A 17,958-nucleotide genomic window follows, 5' to 3' on the forward strand; every position below is an offset into this window, starting at 1 on the left:
CCCCCGCCTCAGTCGTCGATGCGCACGAAGAACAGCAGCATCATGGCGGGGATCGAGGCGAGCAGGCCGATGGTGAAGAGTTCAAGATAGCCGCTCGCCTCCACGATGACCCCGCCCAGGCCGCCGAAGAGGGCCGAGAAGACGGACATGAAGGCGGAGCCGATGGCGTAGTGCCCGGCCTTGTAGGCGGGTTTGCAGGTGCGCAGGATGTAGACGATCAGCACGGCATTGCCCAGGCCCGCGGCGATCTGCTCGATGGTGTAGACACCGCAGATGGTCAGCAGGCCCATCAATTCGGTCGCCAGCGGGCGCTCCCAGGCGAGCCAGACGTAGGCCAGGATATTGACGTTCATCAGGAGCGTCAGCGGCCAGATGGCACGGCGCAACCCGGTGCGCTTGATCCAGAGCCCGCCGATGGTGGTCCCGGCGATGGAGCCGATCAGCCCCAGGAGGCCGCTCATCCAGGCGAGTTGGGTGTTGTCCACCAGCAGGTAGCGCTTGAGGAAGGGCGTCCCCATCGAGAAAATGATCTCGTCGCCGATCTTGTAGAACATGATGAAGGCGAGGCTCAACGCAATCGCCGGGCGCGCCTGGGCGAGCAGGGCGAGCAGCATGAAGGCAAAGCCGTAGGTGACGGACTGGACACCGGGGACCCCCAGGCCAGCCAGGACCGCGCTCAAGGCAAGGCCGAGCACGGGCGCGCTGGTGAGCGCGATCAGTGAGCGCCGACGCGAGACCTCAAGGTAAGCGGCGAAAGAGCCTAAGAAATCCCCCGCCGCCTCGCGAACCCCGATGACCCGGGTGCGCGGCGCCTGGAAGCGCGGCAGCCTGATCAGGTGCAACAGGGTGAGTCCGGCCATCACCAGCGCGCCGGCCGCGAAGCCGCAACCCCAAGCGGCGTACAGGTTCCCGTCGAAGGCGGTCCGGGCGATCTGGGCCACCGCGAGGATAATCCCGAAGCGCGCCAGGATCATGGCCAGGCGGTAGGCCATCACGCGAAAGCCCGTGTAGGCGGCCTGCTCCTTGGGGTCGGTGATGCCCTCCATGTAATAACCGTCGATGGCGATATCGTTGGTCGCCGCGAGGAAGGCCAGGGCGATGAAGACGCCCACCAGCAGGGCGTCCGGCACCCCGAGGTCGAGCCCGGTGCCGCGCGCCAGACACAGGGCGGCCAGCAGCGCGGTGAGCAGGGTCAGCAGCGCCTGGACCAGGATCATCCAGGTACGCCGGGTGGAGTAGATGTCGACCAGGGGCGCCCACAGGAACTTCAGGTTCCAGGGCAGCCCGAGAAAATTGAGATAGCCGAGAAAGCGCTCCGACATGCCGACATCGGTGAAAAACACCGACGACATGGCACGGACCACCATGTACGGAAATCCCTGGGCGAAGTAGGTCGAGAAGACCCACCAGCGGGGATCGCCGGGCACCAGCCCGGCACGCATGTCGGTCTCGGATGTCGAATTCGTGTCCATGGTCCTCCCATCTGAAAGCGCCGCGCCCCCGGGCACGCCGAGCACCCGCTCGGCGCGGGTCCAGTCCGCGACAACACCCCAACCATCCCCCGCCAGTGTGCCAGGGCCGCGGGATCGAGTCCAAGGCGTTGGCGGCGGCGGGACGGCTGCGCCCACCTGGATCAGGCGGCCACCGCCGCGGCTCTTTCGTCCCGCGCGCTGATCGCGTATTGTATCGCCGCGAAGCGCAGGCCCGGCTCATGCAGTCGCAGGCCAGTCCAGACCGACAGGCCCCGAGCTGCCGGGGGTCGCGGTCCCGACCGACTGCGTCCGGTTTGTGATGGTCGCGTTGTATGGCCGGTACCTGGGTCTCGGCAGTGTCAGCTTTTTTTACACTCGCGTCGGCTGGACTTTCACGATAGGTCCACCAAGAAAACTAAGCCATTGTTTTTTAAGTTTGATGATTTAATGGCTCGTTTTTTGCTTTTCGTATCGCGCAAGTGCCTTTGGTGCCCGTTCAGCCTGTCGCCCGTTTCCAGGAGTCTGCAGATGTCTCGTTCCGAACCTGCCAGTCAAGGCCCCCACCGCCCGGCGGCCAGCCGTTGCGCGCTGCTCGCCCTGGGTATCGCGTCGGCCTTGGCGCCGGGGTTCGCGGACGCCGTGCCGTTCGTGTTAAACTGGGGCATCAACCCCATCACGTTTGTGGACTCGAACGTGGCGTACAACACCCTTGCCGTGAACTGCGACAACGCGGGCGGGAGCGGGTGCACCATGCCCGGAGCCAATAATACGGCGCAGGTACTGTACAGTTGGGGCGAGGCCATCATCGGCGCGAACCGGAACAGCCGCACGACATGGACCAACAACTCGGGATCAAGTTTTGTGTTGGATCATATCTATATCGAGTCGGCTGGCGCACCTGTCGGTACTGGTTATAACGACTCAAATCCGAAGAGCAAGACCACAGGGCAAGGCGCCGCGCCGGTCTGGGAATGGACCAGCGATTCGCTAGGCACCTTGTTGGCCGAATCGCAGATGCGGATTACCCTGGCCGACAGTGGCGGCAATATCAAGTGGCGCAAGGACGTGGCGCTGTTCAGCGACTTCAGCACGCAGGGGCCTTCCTGGTATAGCGGGGGCGGCCAGACCACGCTGCCGACTCCCTTTGGCGTCACATTGAAGACATCCGACCTGATTAATCCCGGGGACACAATCCAGTTCCGCTTGTTTGAGACCGTTTGGAACGGCGCGACCCAGAATCTACCGGACCTGGTGTTCGCTCCAATCACCTTAACGATTGCCCCCGCTGCTGATCCGGTACCGGCGCCGGCGACGCTCGCCCTGCTCGTGCTCGGACTGCCCCTGATCGGCCTGCGCCGCCGCTCAATGCGCAGCGAGCGTTAGTCGGGTGATTGGAAGCGTCGGTTGAGCCGCCCACAGGTGGGCGACTCAACGCTACCCTTCAGGGCAACTGCTGCCACACCCGCCACTGCAGGAAGGGGAAGTCATTGACCGAGTGCAAGCCGCCTGCGGAGCTGGAGACCACCGTCGTGCTCCGACCCTTGCCGTCCCCGAAACCGGAGGTTGAGGAATAGACCCCCGTGGCCTTGCCGCCGGGCGTGAAGCGCACGCTGGTACCGGCCTGGCCCCCAAGCAGATCAGAACGGTCGAAGACCCCGTCCATGTTGTAGTCGAACGGGCTCGATGGGAAGTGGGCGCCGCTGCGCAGGTCCAGGGCGTTGATCCAACCGTAGCCCTCGCCGACGCACGGGTTGCCTTCCGGGACCAGGCTGACGAAGATCACCCGGGTCCCTTGGACCTCGGGCGCGACGACAACCCGCTCTCCCTTGTTGACGCCGCTCACGGTCTTCTCCTTGTCCAAGTCGATATACCACCCGTTCTTCGTGGACCAGTCGACCGTATTGGCGCTGCTGGTACGCCCGCGCGTGACCTCCACGCCGTCTTTATCCTTGACGACGATGTCGGTATCCACGAACGTCTGCACTTGGAGCTGGGTATTGTTACGCACCACCGGCGGCTGGGCATCGCTACCCTTGTCCCAGATGGCATAAAAGCTCTGGACCCGACCGTCGCTCACGTCCTCCTTGACGTCCAGGTACTTACCGGTACCGAATAACACCAGCGTGCCGACGCCGGTCGGGTGCCGTGCCACGGCGACCGGGGCCGTGATCGGCTGGGCCGCCCCGAGGGCGTTGCCCACGCCCGGCCCGGTCGCGGAGAACAGCCTGCGGACCGGTAACGCGCTGGTGCCCGTCAAGTCGAAGCGCCAGAGGTTCCCGAACAGGTCCGCCGCGTAGGCATAGTCGGCCAGGAGGTCGCCATCCGAGTGCACCGTGGTGCCGACGATCGTGGGCTGACCCAGTGCGTTCGGGCGCTTGTCACCCCCGGTTTGCGGATCATCCTTGCGTCCGACCCCGGTCTGGAACTTCTTGAGGATCTCCCCGGTTTCGATCTTGATCACATAGAGCACCGCCTGACCGCAGAGGCCAGTACCGGGCTGGTCCTTGGATGGGTCGTCACAACCCGCGGCGCGGCTGCCGTCCTTCTCGGCGCTGTTGTAGCCGTTGCCGGTGATGGCGACCCAGACGGGCTCCCCACCACTCGCGCCAGGGATACGCACGATGGCCGGGCGCCCGAAGACATAGCCCAGGTCAGGGTCCCAACGCTGGTCGTCCGTGGTTGTCGTCGAGTCATTGCGGTCCGTGATCTGCCAGCGATACATGCTGCCGGCAAAGCTGCTGACCGCGGTCGCGGCCGCCGTCGGCGGGTTGGTCACGTCCAGGGCGTAGAGCGCCTGGGCGCCGAGACCGAGCCCGGCAATCAGCACCGTGTGCCAATCGCCCGCCGCGGCGGTACCGAACCGGACATCGCCGGTGGCGATTGGACCATCCACAAAGTTGCGATGCTTTCCGGCAGCATAGGTCGGGTCGCGCAATATCTGCGGCCCCGGCCGCTGTTTTCTCAAGTCGGGCGGATAGTTTTCAAGCCCCATCAACGCCGGCGGGATAAAGGCGAAGGACTCCGTCAGGCTGTCCGCATTGAAGGCGTGTAACATCCCGTCATTTGCCCCCGCGTAGATCAGCGCGGGCCGGGACTTGTCCTTGAAGGGGGTGCCATTCGCGCCCACCCCGGTCATGTAACCCGGCGCCTTGTAGTAGAAAGCCGGCGCACCCACGAGCACCGGGGCGGCATTGATGAAATCACCGAGCACCGTGGTGCGGAGGCGAAATTCTTTATTATCTTCTAATCTGTTATCACCGGCGACATAGGTCACGATGTTCTTCGCCGTCACCGCGTACGGGTCCGTGTCCGCGGGCGGAGTGGTCCCGGTAAAGCCGGCACCTGCCAGAAAATCCATCTTCTGGAGGTCCGTGAGGTTTGCCCAACTGAACTCCTTGCCGGTACCCGCGGCGGCGGTGAAAATACGGCGGTTCGTGTAATTGCCGCTGACCGGCGCACCCAACATCGCATCGGCGGCAGACAGGTAGTAGAGACCGAGTGAGGCATCCTCGCACAGTTGGCCTGCCACCGGCACCGTATCGCCGCAGGGTGGCCGGCCCTTGCCGTCGGAGATCCGGTAGGCGCGGATGTCACCGCTCCAATCCGCCGGGTTGAAGCGCGCCTGGTAGAGCAGGTCCGCGCTGGCGGTGCTGCCGGTATTGATGGCGGCGGCGGCGGCGGAACTGTCCCCGGCCAGGGTCGCGAGGATGTCCACGATGTAGTTGAAGGTGGAGATCAGGGTGGCGGGGTCACCCGCGCTCAGATAGTCGCCGCGCCCGTTGATGCCGGCGTGCAAGGTGTCGTCGACCTTCATCTTGACCGGGATCATGCTGGCGCGGCTTGCCCCCGTGCCCGGATCGGTTCCGGTGGCCGTCCAGTTCCCGGGAAAGCCGTCTATAAAGATGTTGCCGGTGGTCGTAACGGCGGTGGCGCCGGTGCCCGTCGTATAGCTCCAATCGCCTTTGCCTGGAGGGTCCCCTAAAGGGTACTTGGTGTTGCCCGCTACCCCAAGGCCGACCGTGATGGTGGTGACATGCTGCCAGTCGGCCCAGTCGTTGCGGTGCCTCCAGAACTGATCAGCAATGCTGCCAGTCGTATCGGGATCGAGTGTGAGGGGCGCCACCGCGTCCGTGGCGATACCGAGGTCGGGCCTCAGGTCCTCGATCCAGGACCGGAAGGCGACGTCCGCGAGCATTCCGGTGTTGCCGTCTGCAAACACCTTGGAGGTGAGTGCTGACGGATCGTAGGTTTGCGGAAGCGCGACCGGGAGACCGGTCACGGGGTCAGGGATAGTCGCGCGGTGCTGAACACCGTTCGGCGACCCCGCCGGATTCGACGGATCAGGCCAGGCCAGTGGCGATTGGGTCCCATCGTTATTGATCAGCCAGGCGGGCGGGTCAAAGCCCCCGGCACTTGCCGCTAACTTGTCCTCCCAGAAGCCGTCGGTGAAGATGGCATGCACATTGTTACGGCAACCGTGCAGCGGGTTGGTGTCGGCTGCGACCGGTTTGACGAGGACCCCATTGACCGCCTCGGGACTCTCGACGTAGGCCTGATCCGATTTACAGAATTCGTGGGTACGCAGGGCCGCACTGACCAGATAGGTTTGGGTCGTGGCCCGTCGCGAATAGAGCCAGCCGTAAAACCGCGACCTGTTCTGACTGTAGGGGGCAAAGGTTGTGGAAAGGGACTTGTACGCCGCGGCGGTCGGCAGAAATTGACCCTGAGTCAGGGTCTGGTAACCGAGTCGCACGCCCGGACGGAGACGGTCCATGACGCGGCCCAGCGCGCTTTGCACCGTCAATTCGCGGCTGCGATAGTAACTGAACCAGTTTGCGAAGTTCCGTTTTGCGAGTGCGGCGTCGTCTGGCACCGCACCGTTGTCGTCCTTGAGAAGCTTTCGACGGGCGGCCAGGACATCATCCTTGGCGTCATTGCACCAGCAGGCCTCCGTCGAGCAACATGAGGTCGGACGCTTGTTCGCCGCCACCGCGGAGATGTCCACTCTGCTATCGTATATTTCTGCCAAGTCGTCCGCGGTCCCCACCACCACCCGCTCCAGACAGGCGGCCGGGAAGTCAACGGGGGTAATGTCCGCAAGTAAATTCGGGTCATTGCACGGTAATTGCGTGGGCGCGGGGGGCGGGTTAGGGTTAGGGTACTGGCCCGAGTAGTTCAAGCGGTTGTAGAAGGCCGGGCAGTCGCCCGTGCCCCCCGCTTTCATACAGCGCCAGGCCCAGGCGCTGCCTAGTTCAAGCAGCGTGAGCGTCGGGTGGGCGGCAAGAAACGCCGGGAATGCGGGGTTTCCCGTATCGGCCGTATAGGTGTTGCTTAAATCGTCAGCGACGGTTTTAGCCGGATCGAGGTCCGTGCATGGCCCATCGGAATTCGTGCCCGAAAGGTCCCAGACCGGGGCGTAGTTGCGTCCGAGGTCCACTGTACAATTGCTCAGTGCAAGGTCTGTCGCACAACTCCCGCTTGGTGAGGTCTGCGCCGTGCAGCCCGTGCTCGAAGCAAAGGCCGCATACAGCGGATCCAGGCGGGTGACGGCAACCCCGCCGACTTTGATGGAGTCGCCATGGGGCAGCCTAGTGCCCGAGGCGTCCACGGGCGGCTCATAGGTGATGGCCGGATTATAATACTGCCGGTTGGTCAGGGCTGCCGTGTCGCGCGCGTCCAGCTTGGGCGGCGATTGCAGTGCCCCAGGCGTCCAGATGCCGTCCGGCAAAAACGCCTGGTTCATGCTGTTGGAGTCATCCAGGGTCAGAATGAAGTTGGGCTGGCTGCCGGATAACACGAAGAGCGGGGCGTGTGAAATCCCGATAGCGTCCAAGGATCCAGCCGCGGCAAGCGCCGACGTGACGGCGCTCACCAGGGTCAGGATGGCGATCGGCCACGCGTGCCCCCTTGACCACCGCGGCCGCACGGATGCGGCGCAAGACCGTGTTTGATCTGCAAGAGCGCAGGCCTGTCGGTTCAACATGGTGTGGCCCTCCGGCCCGGTGATTAGGCTTATCAGAAGAGTTTGGTAATGGTGGTCTGCAAGATCGCGCGGGAGTTGGTGCCGGGGTCGAAACCGACCGCGGAGACCGTGAAATAGTGAAACCCCTTGCGCGCCGAGGCCTTCTCGGGTTCCAGCGGCGGGACATACCGCGATTCGATGATGAAATGGGGCTGAGTGGTCGTGCCGATACCAGTCAAGGGCGATCCGCTCACCGCGTTGATCGCTTGGCCGGCAAGCGTGGCGGCGCCCCCGCTCACGTAGCTGCCCCAGCCTGCGACCACGGTGTTCAGGGTCGCGCAGGGGTCGAAGCTGGCCGTTGCGGGCTTCGCGAAGTCCTGTCCCTCGCAGGCGGCCCAAATCAAGAACGAGGTGCCGGTCCAGGCGACCGAGGCCCCCCGTTCCTTGATCCGCGGGGGGACTCGCAGTGCTGCCAGATGGGTGAGCGCGGTCTGCGTGCCCGCCTCGGCCGCCTGGAAGGCGCTGTTCGTTTCCTTGGAGTGGCCCGCCATGAGCTCCTGCAGTACCGAGGTCCGCATGCCGCTGACGCCGAGTATGACCATGATCAGCAGCACAATCAGGCTCACGATCAATACCGCGCCGCGGGCCGACGCCGGCGCCCCGGCCGGCGATGAGCTGAGCTGACACCATGGTTCAGACCCCGGGGCGGGAATGTGGCATGGGGAGCGGCGCCGGATCGCGAATGCGCCGGCCTTCGGCGCGGCTACCGAGCCTGGGGGCGGGCAGCAAATCGACGCGCGGCGGGGGCGGGAGGGGGTGGCGGGCTGATTGCTACCTGTCATCACGGCAGTCCCTTATTGATCACGATACCAAGGGGTGAGCGCCCGGATGGCGATGGCGCTGCTGAACGTCTCGTAGAGTCGTTTGTCGGCCACCATGTTCCAGCCGAGATCGGTTGCGGTTGCGGCGGCGGCGGCCGGTGCCGGCAACACGGCGCTCCTGCGCACCTCATCGCCGCCGGTCACCAGGAGTTCAACCCGCGCGCTGTAGACGCGATCCCACCGGTTTTGTGACGTCACCTCCGCGGCCGTCTGCAGCGTGGCGGAATCACTGAAACGGACTGGATTGCCGACGGCGTCCGGGGCCAGCCGCCCGTCGTAAGTGACACGCAGGTCGGCGATGTCAGAGGCGATGACGGCCACCGCGGGACTCGTCGCCGACCAGCGGCACAGGGCCGGTCGGTATTGCGTGGGTGTGTCGGTGCAATTGGCAACGCCGCTGCCGGATTGGAGTAAACCGGTATCCTGGTCCATGCAGCAGATGTAGAAGACCCGCAGGTCGAACGCCGCGACCCGGGCGCCGGGATACTGCGCCCGGTCCTTGATATAATTGTAGGATGTGGATACCGCGGCGCTCATATTGGCCTTCGTACTTCCCCGGCTCAGTGCGTGCTCGAGGCTTGCAGTGCCGGTTGTGCCATCGGTGTTTGAAATGGTAAAGACGTCGCTGTTTTCGCAATCGGTGATGATGGCCAGGTGCCCGCCCGTGAAGCCGGCGCTTTTGAGTGCCTTGAGCCCCGCGGTGCTGGTGTCGGCGATGAGATCAATCGCGTGGGTCAGGTCCGGTGCGGGCGGATTCCCCGATGTAAGGGTGTTGGCCTGGGCGTAATAGAATTCGCCGACCGCGCCCCAGGCCACGAGCACGTCACCGCGCAGTCGGCCGCCCCCCACGTCAGCCCGGGCGGTTGACGGAAGGCCCGCAAGGCCGGCCGCGGTTGCCGCGGAGGCGCTGTAGCCGAGCGGTGTCCGGGTGCCGATCGTCTTGTTCCCGCTGCACGCGGTGGGGTCCGCCAGGAGCGCACAGGCGTGCACGGCCATTGTATTGTCCATTTCCTCGTGCGCGACGTTACGGCAGAGACTACTGCGGCTGGGACGCATCTCTTTAGCCAGAAGTTGGATGGCGTAACGTCCGCTTTCCTGGGCCCGCGCCTTGGCCTCCGCGAGGCGGTAAGTGGTGCGGTTGGAGTCAAGCACCTGGATGATGCCCCCGATCAGCAACAGCCCCAGGACCAAGGCCACCAGGATCTCGACCAAAGACAATCCACGCGAGACATTGACGAACCCGCGATCACGAGGCTCGGGGTGGGCTGGTCTTGGCACATGCATTACCTGCGGTGGCGAGGTTTGAGTGGGTCCGATCAACGGCGGGTTTACGGGTTGGGGGCATCCAGGGCAGTTGGAGATGATCGTCGGCCGACTAAAACGCGGGCAGGCGGGTACAGAACCTAAAGGCGGTATTGTGCGGCGTCAGATTTTTCGGGTCGCCCCTCGAGTCGTCCCAGCGGATCACGATTTCGCAATTGCCGCTGCCGCACCCGCTGGTGGTGCTTGTGTTATTGCAGTCGACTTCCAGCGCATTGGTAACGCCGGGGGTCAGCGGCGGCGGTAGAGCGAAGGCGCAAAAATCGCGTTGCCAGCGCAGGGTGGGCGTGCTTGCGCAGGTCGTCCCGATCAGGGCCGTGGCCAGCCCCCCCTTGCCGAGGACCCGGGACGGGTCCGCACGCAGCCGATCCACCAAGTCGTATGCGGCGTGCGTGGCGACGGTGCGGAGCCGGGCACTGTCATTGGCCCTCAATACGGACATCTGCAGACCGGCCATACCGAGCAGACCCACGGCAAGCACGATGACGGCGACCAGAATCTCGACGAGCGAGAAGCCGCGCACGGGGGAGCGCCAGCGGCCCCGCGGCCCGTTGCCTGTGCTCGGGCGACGCGGCGCGTGGCGGGCGGCCAGACAACATGAGTCACGCGAGGCATCAAGCAGGCGCCGCGGCGCGGGGAATCGGCGTTGCCGCGCACAGCAGCGGGTCGAGGCGCCGGTAACCGTCGCGCCGAACGCCGCCACGGGGGTGCCGCAACCCAAATTCGCCGGAACAATCGACATGTTGATCATCCATCTGAGCGGGAAACCGCTTGACAGAGTGTCCCAGTGACAGTCTAGGCCACGGATTACCAACTCGACGGCGAATGCCGACCAGCGTCGCCGAACGGCAGACAGGCGAACCTGGCAGTGCGCGCCGCCTGAAACAGTTAAGTCGCGAACCAAGTGGTGACTGGCAGGAATTTGGCGGAGAGAGAGGGATTCGAACCCTCGATGGGCTTTTGACCCATACTCCCTTAGCAGGGGAGCGCCTTCAGCCGCTCGGCCATCTCTCCGGGATCGGTAAATCGTGTGAGGATCGGCGTCCCTGCGCCGGTGCATGATCGGGAGCGTTACGCGGTGTTTGCTTGCGTGCCGCGTCCTAAGAAAAGGGGCTTGCCACAAAACCGGACTCGCGTCGCCACGAGTCCGGTAGTGTAGCGCGATCACGACTGACTTTCCAGTTACTCCGGCTCAGGGTCCTGAGCCTGGGTGTCAGTCTCGGGACCGGCCCCGGCCCCATGGGCCTCTGCCTGCTCGCGCTTGATGCGCTCGTAGATTTCCTCGCGGTGCACGGCGACATCGCGCGGGGCGTTGACGCCGATACGCACCTGGTTGCCCTTGACGCCAAGGACTGTAACGGTGACTTCGTCACCAATCATGAGGGTCTCGCCCACGCGACGAGTCAAGATCAACATGGCTTCTTTCTCCCTTTCTTTCCATTTTTCCGACTTACGTGGCTCCCCCGGACGTAACCCATGCAGCATCCGGCGCCGGATTACGCGAGTTGCACCACACCCAGACCAAGCTGGGGGCGACCTGCCCCCAGCCGGATTTTAGCAATTGCTCGGGTTGAGCCCAAGCATTCGTTTAGATTCCGTCACAATTCTCAAGACCGGGCGGCCTGCGGTGGGCGCGCGAGTCCGAAGGCGTCGTGCAGGGCGCGCACCCCGAGCTCCAGGTATTTTTGATCGACCACGACCGAGATCTTGATCTCCGAGGTGGAGATCATGCGGATGTTGATCCCCTCGCGGGCGAGGGCACCGAACATCTGGCTGGCAATCCCGGCATGGTTGCGCATCCCCACGCCTACCAGGGATATCTTCACGATCTGCGCGTCCCCCAGGACCTGGCGCGCCGCCAGGGTGGCGGCCGTGCCCTGGAGGATCTCCAGGGCGCGTTCATAATCGTTTCGGTGGACCGTGAAGGTGAAATCGGTGGTGGTCTCGTCCGGGGCGATATTCTGGACGATCATGTCGACCTCGATATTCGCCGCGGCGATCGGCCCCAGGATCTTGTGGGCCACCCCAGGCTGGTCCGGCACCCCGAGTACGGTCAGCTTGGCCTCGTCGCGGCTGAACGCGATGCCGGCGATCTTGGCGTCTTCCACGGTATCTTCCTCGAATGTGATCAGGGTGCCCGCGCCCTCGTCGAAACTGGAGAGCACGCGCAATGGGACCTTATATTTGCCCGCGAATTCCACGGCGCGGATCTGCAGCACCTTGGAGCCCAGGCTCGCCATTTCCAGCATTTCCTCAAAGGTAATGCGGTCGAGCTTGCGCGCCTTGGGCTCGACCCGTGGGTCGGTGGTATAGACCCCGTCCACGTCGGTGTAGATCTGGCACTCGTCGGCCTTGAGGGCGGCGGCGACGGCGACGGCGGAGGTGTCCGAGCCGCCGCGCCCCAGCGTGGTGATATTGCCCGCGGCGTCGATGCCCTGGAAGCCGGCGATGACCACCACCCGCCCGGCATCAAGGTCCGCCCGCACCCGCACGGCGTCGATGTCGTGGATACGCGCCTTGTTGTAGGCACTGTCGGTCAGGATGTGGACCTGGGCCCCGGTGTAGGAGCGGGCCGGGCAGTCGAGGGCGTCCAGGGCCATGGCGAGCAGGGCGATGGTGACCTGCTCGCCGGTGGACAGCAGCACGTCCAACTCCCGCGGGACTGGGCGCTCCTGGATCTGTTTGGCGAGCCCGATCAGCCGGTCGGTCTCCCCGGACATGGCGGAAACGACCACGACGACCTGATGGCCCTGGTCGCGGGCGCGTTTGACACGCTGCGCGACGGCGCGGATGCGCTCGCTGCTGCCGACGGAGGTGCCGCCGTATTTCTGTACGATCAATGCCATCTGGGTCTCGATTCCGGTGTGGGGGCTAGGCCGCGCGGGCGCTCTGGAGGCCGATCAACTGTCCCGGATCGAATCCTTCCATGCCTACGTCGGCGGCGGTCAGGCCCACCGTTTCGGCACTTTCCAGAATCCGCTCCAAGATCTCGAAGTACGCCATCCGGCGCCCCTGATTGTAGGCGTCGCCACCGGTGAGGGACTCGGCATTACGGCGTGCCCGTTCGACGGAATGCAATACGACAAAGCGGTAATCTTCAAGACTTGCCATGGGTTCTCTCCGCAATCCGCCGCTCATAAGAGCGGATTGACTTTTCAATCTCGGGTATCCGGCTGTCCTTGAACCGCCCATACAGTCCCGCATTGCGCCCACCGTTTTTGGCAATTTCACAATCCGACAAGTTCGCCTCCTTTAGCCTATGGTCCCTCGTCGCCTCCTTGAGGCTATGGTCCCTCGCCGTCTACACCGGGGAGGCGACGGCCGCCCGGGATCGGGAGTTCTGGCTCTGTGTGGAGCCGCTCGCCAACCCACCCCTGCACCAGCGCCAAGGCGGCGGGCAGGCCCGCCGGGTCATTACCGCCCGCCTGGGCCATGTCCGCCCGGCCGCCGCCCTTGCCGCCAACTAACGGCGCGGCCGCACGGATCAGGTCGCCCGCCGCCAGACGGTCGGTGAGGTCGCGGGTGACGCCAGCCGCCAGGCTCACCTTGCCGTCCACCACGGCGGCCAGGAGGACCACCGCGGAGCCGAGACTGTCCTTGAGCTGGTCCAGGGTGTCGCGCAGGGCCTTGGGGTCGACGCCGTCGATGCGCGCGGCCAGGACCTTGACCCCCCCCACGTCCAGGGCCTGGGATGCCAGGTCCCGGCCGGCGGAACTGGCCAGGCGCGACTTGAGCTGATCGAGTTCCTTTTCCAGCGACCGGCTGCGCTCCAAAAGACCCGTGACCCGCTCGTCCAGGTCGTCGCGCCCGCCCTTGAGCAGCCCGGCCAGGCGCAGTACCCGGTCCTCGTCGGCCTCGACCCAGGCCAAGGCCCCGGCCCCGGTCATGGCCTCGATGCGTCGCACCCCGGAGGCGATGCCGCCCTCGGCGACGATCTTGCAGAATCCGATGTCACCGACCGCCTTCACATGGGTGCCGCCGCACAGCTCGGTGGAGAAGTCACCCATGCGCAGGACCCGCACCTGCTCGGCATATTTCTCACCGAAGAGCGCCATGGCACCGCTGGTCTTGGCGTCCTCCAGGCTCATGATGCGGGTCTCGACGAGATGGTTTTCGCGGATCTCCCGGTTCACCAACTGCTCGATCGTGATCAACTGCTCGCGTGAGACCGGCTCGAAGTGCGAATAGTCGAAGCGCAGACGCTCAGGCCCGACCTGGGAGCCCTTCTGCTGGACATGCCCGCCCAGGACCTGACGCAGCGCGGCGTGCAGGAGGTGGGTAGCGGAGTGGTTGAGCGCCGTGGCCGTGCGCCGCTCGCCGTCGACCGCCGCCGCCACGCTGTCGCCGACGCGAAGCTGCCCGTGCAGGACCCGCCCCAGGTGGCAGATGACTCCCTCGCCCTTCTTTTGGGTGTCGGTCACGGCGAACTGACCCCCCTCGGTGCTCAGGGTGCCGCGGTCGCCCAACTGGCCGCCGGACTCCGCGTAGAAAGGCGTGAGGTCAAGGATGACGAGCCCGTCCTGGTCCTGGTCCAGGGCGTCGCACGACTGGCCGTCCCGGTAGAGGGCGACCACGGTGGCGTTCTCCTCGAGGTAGTCATAGCCGCAGAACTCAGCCTGACCCTGAAAATCGATCGCCAGGTCCTGACCGACGCCGAACTGGCTGGCGGCGCGGGCGCGGCCCTTCTGCTCGGCCATGGCGCGCTCGAAACCGGGAAGGTCCAGCGTCAGGCCGCGCTCGCGGGCGATGTCCGCGGTGAGGTCGGTGGGGAACCCATAGGTGTCATAGAGCTTGAAGACGGTCTCACCGGGGATTTCGGCATCGGTCAGCCCGGCGATGGCGCCCTCCAGGATGACCATGCCGTTGGTCAGGGTCTCGGCGAAGCGCTCCTCCTCCAGGCGGACGACCCGCTCGATCTGGGCCTGGGCCGCGGCCAGCTCCGGATAGGCGGCCCCCATCTCGGTGACCAGGGGGGCGATCAGGCGGTAGAAGAAGGGTTCGGTGCAGCCGAGCCGATAGCCGTGACGGATGGCGCGGCGCATGATGCGGCGCAGCACATAGCCGCGCCCCTCGTTGCCGGGGGTCACACCGTCGGTGATCAGGAAGGCGGTGGAGCGGCTGTGGTCGGCGATGACCCGCAGCGATTTGTCGGCCCGGTCGGTGCAGCCGGTTACCGTAGCGGCGGCGTCGATCAGGTTGATGAAGAGGTCGATGTCATAGTTGCTGTGCACGCCCTGTATGACGGCCGCCAGGCGCTCCAGGCCCATGCCGGTGTCCACCGAGGGGCGCGGCAGGGGGGTCAGGCCGCCGTCCGCGGCCCGGTTGAACTGCATGAAGACCAGGTTCCAGATCTCCACATAGCGATCCCCGTCGGCGTCCGGTGAGCCGGGCGGGCCGCCGGGGACGGCGGCGCCGTGGTCATAGAAGATCTCGGAGCAGGGGCCGCAGGGGCCGGTCTCGCCCATGGACCAGAAGTTGTCCGCGGCGCCGCAGCGCGAAAAGCGGGCCGGGTCCACCCCGATCTCGTCGAGCCAGATGGCGGCGGCCTCGTCGTCCTCGGTGAAGACCGTGACCCACAGGCGCGCGGGCGGCAGGCCCAGCACCCGGGTCAGGTAGTCCCAGGCGTAGCCGATCGCCTCGCGCTTGAAATAGTCGCCGAAGCTGAAATTGCCCAGCATCTCGAAGAAGGTGTGGTGCCGCGCGGTGTAGCCCACGTTTTCCAGGTCATTGTGCTTGCCGCCCGCGCGCACGCAGCGCTGGGAGGTGACGGCACGATTGTAGGCGCGGCGCTCGCGGCCCAGGAAGCAGTCCTTGAATTGGACCATGCCGGCATTGGTGAACAGGAGCGTCGGGTCATCGGCGGGGATCAGGGAGCTGGAGGCGACCGGCTGATGCCCGCGTTGCGCGAAATAGTCGATAAAGCCTGCTCGCAGTTCGGCACTGGTGATCATGGGAAATACTCGGATGGGCCGCGGATCGGCGGCGGTCAATCGTGCCGCCGCAACTGGCGGTGGATCATTTCGGGCGGAAAGCCGCGCTGTTGCAGGAAGCGGCCGCGGCGGCCGATCTCGGTATGATCGGTCGGCGGGGTCGGGCCGAAGCGCCGATCGTGGACGGCGGCCAGCAGCGCCGGCCATTCTTCGTTCATCGCCTCAAGGTAGGGGTCGATGGCCGTGTCCGAAAGGCCCTTGTCACGCAGCTCCGCGTGGATGCGCAGGGGGCCGAAGCCCTTGCCCACCCGTTCCGCGACATAGCTTTCGGCCAGCCGCGCCTCGTCGATCGCGCCCTGCGCGGCCAGCCCGGACAGCACCGGGTCGATCTGATCCGCTGGGTAGCCGCGCATCTGGAGCTTGCGCACCAGCTCCAGCCGGGAGTGCTCGCGGGTGGCCAGCAGCCGCAACGCGAGGCGCTCGATCGCGGCGGCGGGGTCGGGGTCGGCCATCCTTAGAGGCTCAGGCGTCGAGGTCCGGGGCCGGCCCGGCGGGCTCGGCCAGGTCCGGGGCCGGAGCCTCATCCGCCGCTTGCGGGAGCAGTTTCTCGCGGATACGCGCCTCAATGGCCTTCGCCAGTTCCGGGTTCTCCTTGAGATAGACCCGCGCGTTGTCCTTCCCCTGCCCGACCCGGTTGCCGCCGTAGCTGTACCAGGCCCCGGACTTGTCGATGATGCCGGCGGCGACGCCTAAGTCGACGATCTCGCCCTCCCGCGAGATCCCCTCGCCATAGAGGATGTCGAACTCCGCCTGCTTGAAGGGCGGGGCGACCTTGTTCTTCACCACCTTGACCTTGGTCTCGCTGCCGATGACCTCCTCACCCTTCTTGATGCTGCCGGTGCGGCGGATGTCCAGGCGCACCGAGGCATAGAATTTCAGCGCGTTGCCGCCGGTGGTGGTCTCCGGCGAGCCGAACATGACGCCGATCTTCATGCGGATCTGATTGATGAAGATGACGAGACAATTGGAGCGCTTGATGTTGCCGGTGAGCTTGCGCAGGGCCTGCGACATGAGGCGCGCCTGCAGCCCCATGTGGGAGTCGCCCATCTCGCCCTCGATCTCCGCCTTGGGGGTCAGGGCCGCCACCGAGTCCACCACCACGATGTCCACGGCGTTGGAGCGCACCAGCATGTCGGTGATCTCCAGCGCCTGCTCGCCGGTATCGGGCTGGGAGACCAGCAGGTCGTTCATGTTGACGCCGAGCTTCTGCGCATAGCCCGGATCGAGCGCGTGTTCCGCGTCCACGAAGGCCGCGACCCCGCCGAACTTCTGGGTCTCCGCGATCACATGCAGGGTCAGGGTCGTCTTGCCGGACGACTCGGGGCCGTAGATCTCGACCACCCGGCCCTTGGGCAGGCCGCCGATGCCGAGCGCAAGATCGAGCCCCAGCGAGCCGGTGGAGATCACCTCGATGTTGCGCGCGGCGCTGACATCGCCCATGCGCATGACCGACCCCTTACCGAACTGCTTTTCGATCTGGGTCAGGGCGGCGGCGAGGGCCTTCTTGCGGTTTTCGTCCATCGGGTCTCCATGGGTCCGGTCCGGGGCGCGCGCCCGGTCGGGCGTGCGGCATTGGGGTTCCCGGGTTGCGATAACGCAAGATTATCGCACAGGCGATCGGCGCCGGACACCGGTTGCGCCGCGGCGGGTCGAATCGGGCCGCGGTGCTGATGTCGCAGGGTCCGCTGCGCGGACCGCCGACCGCGTGCTCAGGCAGATAGCCAAGTCCACGATCAACAGCTTAGAATCAGACCCAGCCCAACCCTCCCGAGGCACCGCAGGACCAGCACCATGTCCACCCAAGCCCAAGTCTCGCGGCGCCGAACCGGACGAGGGCTACATCTTCGGCAGCCCGGACGCTGAGCGCCCGCACTTGGCGATCGAGGTCGTCTGGACGTCCGGGCGCATCGACAAGCTCGCCATCTACCGCAAGCTCGGCGTCGCCGAGGTCTGGTACTGGCGCCGCGGCCGCATCCAACCCTACGGCCTGCGCGGCGAGCGGTATGTGCCGCTCACCACGAGCGAGGTGCTCCCCGGTCTGGATCTCGAGCTGCTCATGAGCTTTCTCGACCGGCCGACGACGTTTGAGGCGATCCGCGGCTATCGCGAAGCGCTGCGTTTCGCCCCCTGAGCGCAACGCACTGATCCCGTGGGAGCGGCTTTAGCCGCGACGGGTGACTGCACCCGCGACGCTGCGCACTGGCCGATGACGCCCGAACCGGAGGTCGAGGCTTCAGCCGGACGGGGCGCCGAAGGCGTTCTCTCCCCGCCCGCACTGTGTTAGCTTGCCGCCGAGCGAGAGTCCCGGATGCACCCAAGGAGCCAGCGCCGCC

At 65.6% G+C, this 17,958-nt stretch carries 13 protein-coding genes and 1 tRNA gene; 2 read left to right on the forward strand and 12 right to left on the reverse strand.

The window, feature by feature from the left end; genetic code table 11:
- Positions 1–8: 8 nt before the first annotated feature.
- Complete coding sequence (locus tag THSYN_RS27965) at positions 9–1,472, reverse strand: MFS transporter (RefSeq protein ID WP_100922013.1); 1,464 nt, start codon at positions 1,470–1,472, stop codon at positions 9–11.
- Between the two features lie 528 nt (positions 1,473–2,000).
- Between THSYN_RS27965 and THSYN_RS34440 the strand changes: the two genes are divergently transcribed.
- A complete protein-coding gene (locus THSYN_RS34440; protein ID WP_157817986.1) occupies positions 2,001–2,855 on the forward strand; it encodes a hypothetical protein in 855 nt (284 codons plus the stop codon).
- 58 nt (positions 2,856–2,913) lie between these two features.
- On the opposite strand, the gene THSYN_RS27980 is transcribed toward THSYN_RS34440, so the two are convergent.
- From THSYN_RS27980 to recA, 11 genes are all read right to left on the reverse strand, one after another.
- Positions 2,914–7,215 carry a pilus assembly protein gene (locus THSYN_RS27980; protein WP_157817987.1) on the reverse strand — a complete coding sequence of 1,434 codons (4,302 nt, stop codon included), beginning with the start codon at positions 7,213–7,215 and terminating at the stop codon, positions 2,914–2,916.
- 272 nt (positions 7,216–7,487) lie between these two features.
- Complete coding sequence (locus tag THSYN_RS27985; protein WP_236848993.1) at positions 7,488–8,060, reverse strand: pilus assembly PilX family protein; 573 nt, start codon at positions 8,058–8,060, stop codon at positions 7,488–7,490.
- Between the two features lie 228 nt (positions 8,061–8,288).
- A complete protein-coding gene (locus THSYN_RS27990; RefSeq protein ID WP_100922018.1) occupies positions 8,289–9,527 on the reverse strand; it encodes a PilW family protein in 1,239 nt (412 codons plus the stop codon).
- A 163-nt stretch (positions 9,528–9,690) separates the two neighbouring features.
- Positions 9,691–10,386, reverse strand: coding sequence for a type IV pilus modification protein PilV (pilV, locus tag THSYN_RS27995; protein WP_100922019.1), 696 nt, complete (start codon positions 10,384–10,386; stop codon positions 9,691–9,693).
- A gap of 172 nt (positions 10,387–10,558) precedes the next feature.
- Positions 10,559–10,649, reverse strand: a tRNA-Ser gene (locus THSYN_RS28000).
- A gap of 168 nt (positions 10,650–10,817) precedes the next feature.
- Positions 10,818–11,051 carry a carbon storage regulator CsrA gene (csrA, locus tag THSYN_RS28005; protein ID WP_100922020.1) on the reverse strand — a complete coding sequence of 78 codons (234 nt, stop codon included), beginning with the start codon at positions 11,049–11,051 and terminating at the stop codon, positions 10,818–10,820.
- A 191-nt stretch (positions 11,052–11,242) separates the two neighbouring features.
- Positions 11,243–12,481: an aspartate kinase gene (locus THSYN_RS28010; RefSeq protein WP_100922021.1), complete on the reverse strand. Its 1,239-nt coding sequence runs from the start codon at positions 12,479–12,481 to the stop codon at positions 11,243–11,245.
- Positions 12,482–12,506: 25 nt separating this feature from the next.
- Positions 12,507–12,746 (reverse strand): hypothetical protein, encoded by a 240-nt coding sequence (locus tag THSYN_RS28015; RefSeq protein ID WP_100922022.1) that lies wholly within the window; start codon positions 12,744–12,746, stop codon positions 12,507–12,509.
- Between the two features lie 173 nt (positions 12,747–12,919).
- A complete protein-coding gene (gene alaS / locus THSYN_RS28020) occupies positions 12,920–15,586 on the reverse strand; it encodes an alanine--tRNA ligase (RefSeq protein WP_100922023.1) in 2,667 nt (888 codons plus the stop codon).
- A gap of 35 nt (positions 15,587–15,621) precedes the next feature.
- On the reverse strand, positions 15,622–16,077 hold the full coding sequence (locus THSYN_RS28025) for a regulatory protein RecX (protein ID WP_100922024.1): 456 nt from the start codon (positions 16,075–16,077) through the stop codon (positions 15,622–15,624).
- Between the two features lie 10 nt (positions 16,078–16,087).
- On the reverse strand, positions 16,088–17,146 hold the full coding sequence (gene recA, locus THSYN_RS28030; RefSeq protein ID WP_100922025.1) for a recombinase RecA: 1,059 nt from the start codon (positions 17,144–17,146) through the stop codon (positions 16,088–16,090).
- Between recA and THSYN_RS36350 the strand changes: the two genes are divergently transcribed.
- A complete protein-coding gene (locus THSYN_RS36350; RefSeq protein WP_236848994.1) occupies positions 17,070–17,756 on the forward strand; it encodes a Uma2 family endonuclease in 687 nt (228 codons plus the stop codon). The genes recA and THSYN_RS36350 overlap by 77 nt on opposite strands.
- Positions 17,757–17,958: the final 202 nt, after the last annotated feature.

Source organism: Candidatus Thiodictyon syntrophicum, from assembly GCF_002813775.1.
Taxonomy (GTDB): domain Bacteria; phylum Pseudomonadota; class Gammaproteobacteria; order Chromatiales; family Chromatiaceae; genus Thiodictyon; species Thiodictyon syntrophicum.